At 42.0% G+C, this 7,002-nt stretch carries 3 protein-coding genes, 15 tRNA genes and 1 rRNA gene; 18 read left to right on the top strand and 1 reads right to left on the bottom strand.

Translation table 11 applies throughout. The features are described 5' to 3' along the window. The first annotated feature begins 19 nt into the window (after nt 1-19). From rrf to QDN89_RS10580, 18 genes are all read left to right on the top strand, one after another. A 5S ribosomal RNA gene (rrf, locus tag QDN89_RS10665) occupies nt 20-136 on the top strand. Nucleotides 137-146: 10 nt separating this feature from the next. Continuing rightward, nucleotides 147-222: transfer RNA gene (locus QDN89_RS10660), tRNA-Ala, on the top strand. A gap of 30 nt (nt 223-252) precedes the next feature. Then, nucleotides 253-329, top strand: a tRNA-Met gene (locus QDN89_RS10655). 8 nt (nt 330-337) lie between these two features. Beyond that, a tRNA-Ser gene (locus QDN89_RS10650) sits at nt 338-430 on the top strand. Between the two features lie 10 nt (nt 431-440). Further along, a tRNA-Asp gene (locus tag QDN89_RS10645) sits at nt 441-516 on the top strand. Nucleotides 517-581: 65 nt separating this feature from the next. Next, a tRNA-Tyr gene (locus QDN89_RS10640) sits at nt 582-665 on the top strand. 8 nt (nt 666-673) lie between these two features. Continuing rightward, nucleotides 674-747 (top strand) — tRNA-Trp (locus QDN89_RS10635). A gap of 11 nt (nt 748-758) precedes the next feature. Continuing rightward, a tRNA-His gene (locus QDN89_RS10630) sits at nt 759-834 on the top strand. Between the two features lie 12 nt (nt 835-846). Next, nucleotides 847-921 (top strand) — tRNA-Gln (locus tag QDN89_RS10625). 76 nt (nt 922-997) lie between these two features. Continuing rightward, nucleotides 998-1,072 (top strand) — tRNA-Gly (locus QDN89_RS10620). 107 nt (nt 1,073-1,179) lie between these two features. Next, nucleotides 1,180-1,253, top strand: a tRNA-Gly gene (locus tag QDN89_RS10615). Nucleotides 1,254-1,268: 15 nt separating this feature from the next. Next, nucleotides 1,269-1,345: transfer RNA gene (locus QDN89_RS10610), tRNA-Ile, on the top strand. A 3-nt stretch (nt 1,346-1,348) separates the two neighbouring features. Next, a tRNA-Asn gene (locus QDN89_RS10605) sits at nt 1,349-1,423 on the top strand. A gap of 4 nt (nt 1,424-1,427) precedes the next feature. After that, nucleotides 1,428-1,518, top strand: a tRNA-Ser gene (locus QDN89_RS10600). Between the two features lie 10 nt (nt 1,519-1,528). After that, a tRNA-Glu gene (locus QDN89_RS10595) sits at nt 1,529-1,603 on the top strand. A gap of 283 nt (nt 1,604-1,886) precedes the next feature. Then, nucleotides 1,887-1,962 (top strand) — tRNA-Lys (locus QDN89_RS10590). A 1,272-nt stretch (nt 1,963-3,234) separates the two neighbouring features. Further along, nucleotides 3,235-4,500 (top strand): MFS transporter, encoded by a 1,266-nt coding sequence (locus QDN89_RS10585; protein ID WP_280770100.1) that lies wholly within the window; start codon nt 3,235-3,237, stop codon nt 4,498-4,500. 129 nt (nt 4,501-4,629) lie between these two features. Then, nucleotides 4,630-6,075, top strand: a complete 1,446-nt coding sequence (locus QDN89_RS10580; RefSeq protein ID WP_280770099.1) for an NADP-dependent glyceraldehyde-3-phosphate dehydrogenase — start codon at nt 4,630-4,632, stop codon at nt 6,073-6,075. 60 nt (nt 6,076-6,135) lie between these two features. Here QDN89_RS10580 and QDN89_RS10575 read toward each other — a convergent pair whose 3' ends face one another. After that, on the bottom strand, nt 6,136-6,990 hold the full coding sequence (locus tag QDN89_RS10575) for a DUF6612 family protein (RefSeq protein WP_280770098.1): 855 nt from the start codon (nt 6,988-6,990) through the stop codon (nt 6,136-6,138). Between the last annotated feature and the right edge of the window lie 12 nt (nt 6,991-7,002).

Genomic DNA, 7,002 nt, shown 5'->3' with positions numbered 1-7,002 from the left:
GACCTGTCAATTTCATATGTCCAGTGACGATCGCGGAGAGGTCACACCCGTTCCCATGCCGAACACGGAAGTTAAGCTCTCCAGCGCCGATGATAGTTGGGGGATCTCCCCCTGTGAAAGTAGGACGTCGCTGGGCAATTATATATGGGGCCTTAGCTCAGCTGGGAGAGCGCCTGCTTTGCACGCAGGAGGTCAGCGGTTCGATCCCGCTAGGCTCCACCATATTAATGTAAAATGATTCCATTTAATTGTGGCGGTGTAGCTCAGCTGGCTAGAGCGTACGGTTCATACCCGTGAGGTCGGGGGTTCGATCCCCTCCGCCGCTACCATATATCAAGGAGGAATACCCAAGTCTGGCTGAAGGGATTGGTCTTGAAAACCAACAGGGGTGTCAAAGCCCGCGGGGGTTCGAATCCCTCTTCCTCCTCCATTTTTTTCTAGGTCCCGTGGTGTAGCGGTTAACATGCCTGCCTGTCACGCAGGAGATCGCGGGTTCGATTCCCGTCGGGACCGCCATTTTTTTATTTGTACTTTTTTTAAATAGGAAGATTTACTAAGCTATATATTTTGTAATTATATATGGAGGGGTAGCGAAGTGGCTAAACGCGGCGGACTGTAAATCCGCTCCTTCGGGTTCGGCAGTTCGAATCTGCCCCCCTCCACCATTCTCTTTAGGGGTATAGTTTAACGGTAAAACGAAGGTCTCCAAAACCTTTGATGTGGGTTCGATTCCTGCTACCCCTGCCATTTTTATTAAGGCGGTTGTGGCGAAGTGGTTAACGCACCGGATTGTGATTCCGGCACTCGTGGGTTCAATTCCCATCAGCCGCCCCATAATTATTTTAGAGGGCTATAGCCAAGCGGTAAGGCATCGGATTTTGATTCCGTGACCCGCAGGTTCGAATCCTGCTAGCCCTGCCATTTTATTGAAATTTCATAATACTAATAAATATTTATCGTCCTACGAAATGGATAGATAACCTAAATCGTGTTATAAGCGGAAATAGCTCAGTGGTAGAGCACCACCTTGCCAAGGTGGGGGTCGCGGGTTCGAATCCCGTTTTCCGCTCCATGAGCACCCTTAGCTCAATCATATAGAGTGTTGGACTCAGGATCAGAAAGTTAGGAGTTTAACTTCTTGGGCATATCATCTTTAATAATTACATAATTTTTTTATTTGCGGGTGTAGTTTAGTGGTAAAACCTCAGCCTTCCAAGCTGATGATGTGGGTTCGATTCCCATCACCCGCTCCATTTTTATTTTTTAATGGGCCTATAGCTCAGCTGGTTAGAGCGCACGCCTGATAAGCGTGAGGTCGGTGGTTCGAGTCCACTTAGGCCCACCATATTCCACAGTAGCTCAGTGGTAGAGCTATCGGCTGTTAACCGATCGGTCGTAGGTTCGAATCCTACCTGTGGAGCCATTAAGGAGAAGTACCCAAGTGGCTGAAGGGGCGCCCCTGCTAAGGGTGTAGGTCGCGTGAGCGGCGCGAGGGTTCAAATCCCTCCTTCTCCGCCACTTTTTGTTTGGCCCGTTGGTCAAGTGGTTAAGACACCGCCCTTTCACGGCGGTAACACGGGTTCGAATCCCGTACGGGTCACCACTTTTATTATAAGTTAAATGAATAAGTACAGCTGCCGAACGGATTCGCAGTTGATTGACAATGAAAACAACAAAGCGTAATATTATTCGTAAGCATCATGATTAAATTCATTGATAAGTTACGAGCCATTAGCTCAGTGACGAGCAAAGCATCTATGAAATGACTACGAGTTGTTTCGACGCATGGTCATCATTGAAAAGCTAGAAGAGGAAGAAACAGGTAAGACATCGAAGCAATCGCTTCGTCCGTAAGCATCATGAGTAAACCTCATTGAACAAGCTACGAGCCATTAGCTCAGTTGGTAGAGCATCTGACTTTTAATCAGAGGGTCGAAGGTTCGAGTCCTTCATGGCTCACCATATACATAATTCCAGCATTCCTATTGATTAGGAATGCTTTTTTTTGTCTAGAAAATTACATTATCGTAAAGGAAGGTGCTCAAATGAGTAACAACGGTGGCAATGGTAGTGTGATAAAAAAATTCTAATAGTCCAAATTAGTCATTTTTGAGAATTATATGATCGTCGGTTCCATAAAGCGTTTGTAAATGATATTTATAATACAGTATTTAGCAATCAAGTTGGAGCGTTTCATCGAAGGAGGAACTAAGTAATCTGGTAAGTCCTTTCAGTTGCTACCAGCTGAGCGAAGGGAAGTAAAGGATGATCATAGTGCCCGAAGCGAGAAAGGTGCGGTTGTGAAAGGAACTAAGTGATCTAGATAGTGCCTTTCAGTTGCTGCGCGCTGAGCGAAGGGAAGTAAAGGATGATCATAGTGCCCGAAGCGAGAAAGGTGCGGTTGTGAAAGGAACTAAGTGATCTAGATAGTGCCTTTCAGTTGCTGCGCGCTGAGCGAAGGGAAGTAAAGGATGATCATAGTGCCCGAAGCGAGAAAGGTGCGGTTGTGAAAGGAACTAAGTGATCTAGATAGTGCCTTTCAGTTGCTGCGCGCTGAGCGAAGGGAAGTAAAGGATGGTCATAGTGCCCGAAGCGAGAAAGGTGCGGTTGTGAAAGGAACTAAGTGATCTAGATAGTGCCTTTCAGTTGCTGGACGCCGAGCGAAGGGAAGTAAAGGGTGATCATAGTGCCCGAAGCGAGAAAGGTGCGGTTGTGAAAGGAACTAAGTGATCTAGTTAGTACCTTTCAGTTGCTGGACGCCGAGCGAAGGGAAGTAAAGGATGGTCATAGTGACCGAAGCGAGAAAGGTGCGGTTGTGAAAGGAACTAAGTAATCTGGTAAGTCCTTTCAGTTGCTACCAGCTGAGCGAAGGGAAGTAAAAGAAGGTCATAGTGTCCGAAGCGAGAAAGGTGCGGTTGTGAAAGGAACTAAGTGATCTAGATAGTGCCTTTCAGTTGCTGCGCGCCGAGCAAAGGGAAGTAAAAGAAGGTCATAGTGTCCGAAGCGAGAAAGGTGCGGTTGTGAAGGAGGATGATTCGTTCTAATCGTATAGATTGGAGTAATTCTTCAAGGAAGGGAACTGCATCGGTCTAACCGGCATTTATTTACGTAATGTTTATTTCAAGTTACTCCTTTTTGTTTTCTAATTCTTTTATAATAGATTGTTTGGAGGAATGATCACTAGTAAAATACTAGAATAGTGTTTTTATCATAATACACTCACAAGGAGGGCATATGAAAGAGAGGAAACCACGTAATTTTGTTAATAAGACCCCTTTTTATTATGGGTGGGTGATCGTTGTCATGGGAGCGTGGGCCGTATTTTTATCAGGTCCAGGACAAACGTACTCTGTTTCCATTTTTATCGATGCATATGTCGAAGAATTTGGTTGGAGTCGATCGTTAATTTCTACATTATATTCGTCAGCAACTTTAGCTTCCGGCTTATTAATGATATTTATGGGTAAATTAATCGACCGATCGGGCCAACGTTGGATGTCTGTCTTTGCTGGAACTATGTTAGCGATAGCTTGTTTAGTAAACAGTTTGATAGCAGGACCATTTATGTTATTAGTCGGATTCTTTTTAATACGGTTATTTGGACAAGGGTTAATGGAACTAATCCCTAACACATTAATTCCACAATGGTTTGTAAAGAAACGCGGACGGGCATTTGCTTTTATGGAAGTTGGTGGTTATCTGAGCTCTGCTGCTCTTCCTCCATTAAATGTCTGGTTAATCACTCAGTATGGTTGGCAAGGAGCATGGCAGTTTTGGGCATTGATCATTATGATAAGTTTTGTACCGTTAGCATGGTTACTTATTCGTAATCGTCCAGAAAATTATGGGATAGCTCCAGATGGAGAGGTGATTAACAAAACAAAAAGCAATACAAAGGAGACAGTTTATTTTGATAATGAACCAAATTGGACGTTAAATGAAGCGTTAAAAAGTAAGGTGTTTTGGGGAGTCTTATTTTGTATAGCAGTGCCAGCCATGGCGAACACAGGCATGACGTTTCATATTGTTTCTATACTAGGAGAAGGTAATCTGACTAGGGGACAAGCGGCTTTTATCTTAAGTTTGATGGCTCTTGTTGCTTTTCCAGTAAGTTTTATTGCGGGGTTAATATTAGAGAAAGTGACATTACATAAACTTTTTGCATTAACATTTGTTATTGAGTCTATAGCACTTGTTGTTCTGATATACATGGATTCATATATGCTTGCGTTACTGTTTGGTTTACTAAGAGGCATTGCCGGTGGATTGGGAACATTATGTATTGCATTAATTATTCCACAATATTTTGGAAGGGCTCATTTAGGAAGTATTAAAGGGGCTGGAATGACAACGACGGTCATTGCATCATCTTTAGGTCCATTACCTTTTGGAATCGCTTATGATTCGTTTGGTCGTTATAACGAAATTCTTTTTATCATGCTTTTATTTTTTCTATTAGCTACGATGATTGCTTGGTATAATCGACAACCGAATGACTAAAACTCCATTAAATTCAGAAATTTTAGGAAAATGAAGCATATCCCTTGTTTGTAAGTGTTTTCACATGTTTTAATATAAAACATTGAAAGCAAATATGCTTTCTTACTTTAAAGAAATGGAGTGATCAACATGGAATTACGTCAAGATAAAACAGTCTATCCATATCTTTCTAATAATGAATGGAAAAAAAGTTCAGGTGGGAATACAGTTCAAATTAAATCACCTGATGATGGACGAGTTGTTGGTGAAGTACCGGCTATGACACAAGAAGAAGTGGACCAAGCCGTTAAAAGTACAGCGGATGTTCAAGCGAATTGGGAAGCTACAGAAGGTCATGAACGTTCCGAACTTCTCCATCGATGGGCAGATGAATTAGAAAAAATGACAGATGAAATAGGGGAAATGATCCAAGCAGAAGTTGGGAAGACATTATCATCTTCGAAGGGTGAAGTGAAAAGAACGGCTCAACTCATTCGCCATACGGCAGAAGAAGGGCTACGCACTCATGGAAGTTTTATTCAAGGAGATGCATTTCCAGGAGCGTCTAAATCAACAAAAGCAATGGTTCAAAAAGTACCTCACGGTGTCGTACTAGCGATTTCACCGTTTAACTATCCCGTTAACTTAGCAGCATCAAAGATTGCACCAGCGTTAATTACAGGAAATACTGTAGTATTTAAACCAGCAACACAAGGAGCTATCAGTGGTTTATTAATGGTGAAAGCTTTGGTAAATGCAGGTTTACCAAGTGGCGTATTGAATGTTGTCACAGGGAGAGGATCTGTCATTGGTGATTTTGTAGTGACACATCCTAATATTGATATGATTACTTTCACAGGTGGAACCTCAACTGGTAAACATATTGCAAAACAAGCTTCCATGATCCCAGTTGTTCTAGAATTAGGTGGGAAAGATCCAGCGATTGTTTTAGAAGATGCAGATTTAGATAAGTCTGCGAAAGAAATCGTTAGTGGCGCCCTGAGTTATTCTGGTCAACGCTGCACAGCGATTAAAAGAGTGATGGTTAATAATAACGTAGCTGATGAACTTGTTGCAAAAATAAAAGAAAACGTTGAAAAACTAACGGTAGGTAAATCAACGGAAGATGCCAATATTACGCCAATGATTGATCAGAAATCAGCAGACTTTGTTGTATCTTTAATTGAAGATGCAAAGAAAAAAGGAGCAACGGTAGTATCTGAGGGTATTCAAGATGGAAACCTTCTTGGCGCTACGATTTTAGATCATGTGACAGAAGACATGGATGTTGCTTGGCAGGAGCAGTTTGGTCCTGTCCTTCCAATTATGCGTGTTGAAAATGAGCTAGAAGCCATTGATTTAGAAAGACGCAATGAATATGGCCTTCAAGCTAGTATTTTTACGAAAAATCTTGAAAATGCGTTTACGATTGCTGACCGTTTGAATGTAGGAACTGTTCAAGTGAACGGAAAAACGTCACGAGGACCAGATCATTTTCCATTCCTCGGAGTGAAAAATTCTGGTCAAGGTGTTCAAGGTATTGGAAGAAGCATTGACTCCATGTTGCGTGACAAAGTGTTAGTGTTAAATTTATAAAACGAAAAAAGCAGCTCTAGATATTCAAATCCCTAGAGCTGCTTCATATTTTGTATCGCTTTAGAATCCTCCACCCATCATATCCTCTTCAGACATTTCTTCCGCATTTTCTAATACTTCTTGCGGAATTTCAATGGCTTCAATAGAATTAAAATCGGTCATCACCATGTGAACAGTCTGTTCTGTGGTCATCGATTCTCCCATGAAATCAACGCTCATCTTCATGTCAATGGTAGACTCTAATTGATAGAAAGTTTCTCTATCAATCACAAATTCATAGTTCAGAGATTCGATATCGAGTTCTCCCATCATTTCACTTACCATTGGATCCATTCCTTCAAGACCCATTCCACCCATTTGGTCCATTAATTCATTCATGTCGATGCCATCACCGGCTAGAGTAATCACGTAGGTATCGTCAGTCGTTTCCATAGACAAATCAGAAATATAATCTTTAAATGGTTCCAGTTGCTTTTCAGGACTCATTTGTGCGTCTGACATTGCTACCATGTCTTCCATTAAGCTATCAGGAAGTTTCAGCCAATTACCCATCATAGGATCTTCGACATAGAAACCATCTTCTTCAGTAAAGTATGAGATGTACTCTAATTCCTCTTCATCACCCATACCTAGTTCCCCCATATTGACGGTTGATTTTTGAATCATAGCCATTGGGTCCATTGTTACAGAAATTTCTCCTGAAGAATCAAGGTCTACCCCCTCCTCTTCCCCTATGTTCATCACTTGCGCCATATCCATCGTAATAGAATAAGAGTCTAGATCTTCCATAGCAGAAATAGATTGATTGAGAATATCCTCTACACTCATTCCATCTTCTGATGTGACCTCCCCACATGCTGTCAATGTCAATAAGGCTAACCCGGAAACGATTGTTATTCCTTTTCTTTTCATCATCATGACCTCCAT

This window comes from Salipaludibacillus daqingensis (genome assembly GCF_029891575.1).
GTDB lineage: Bacteria > Bacillota > Bacilli > Bacillales > Salisediminibacteriaceae > Salipaludibacillus > Salipaludibacillus daqingensis.
Note: the sequence above shows the minus strand (reverse complement) of the source record. Positions and strands in the feature narration are given on the sequence as shown.

Bases quoted from the DNA above. Each gene is read 5' to 3' on its own strand.
- QDN89_RS10575 (WP_280770098.1), bottom strand. From the start codon at position 6,990: ATGATGAAAAGAAAAGGAATAACAATCGTTTCCGGGTTAGCCTTATTG.
- QDN89_RS10585 (WP_280770100.1), top strand. From the start codon at position 3,235: ATGAAAGAGAGGAAACCACGTAATTTTGTTAATAAGACCCCTTTTTAT.
- QDN89_RS10580 (WP_280770099.1), top strand. From the start codon at position 4,630: ATGGAATTACGTCAAGATAAAACAGTCTATCCATATCTTTCTAATAAT.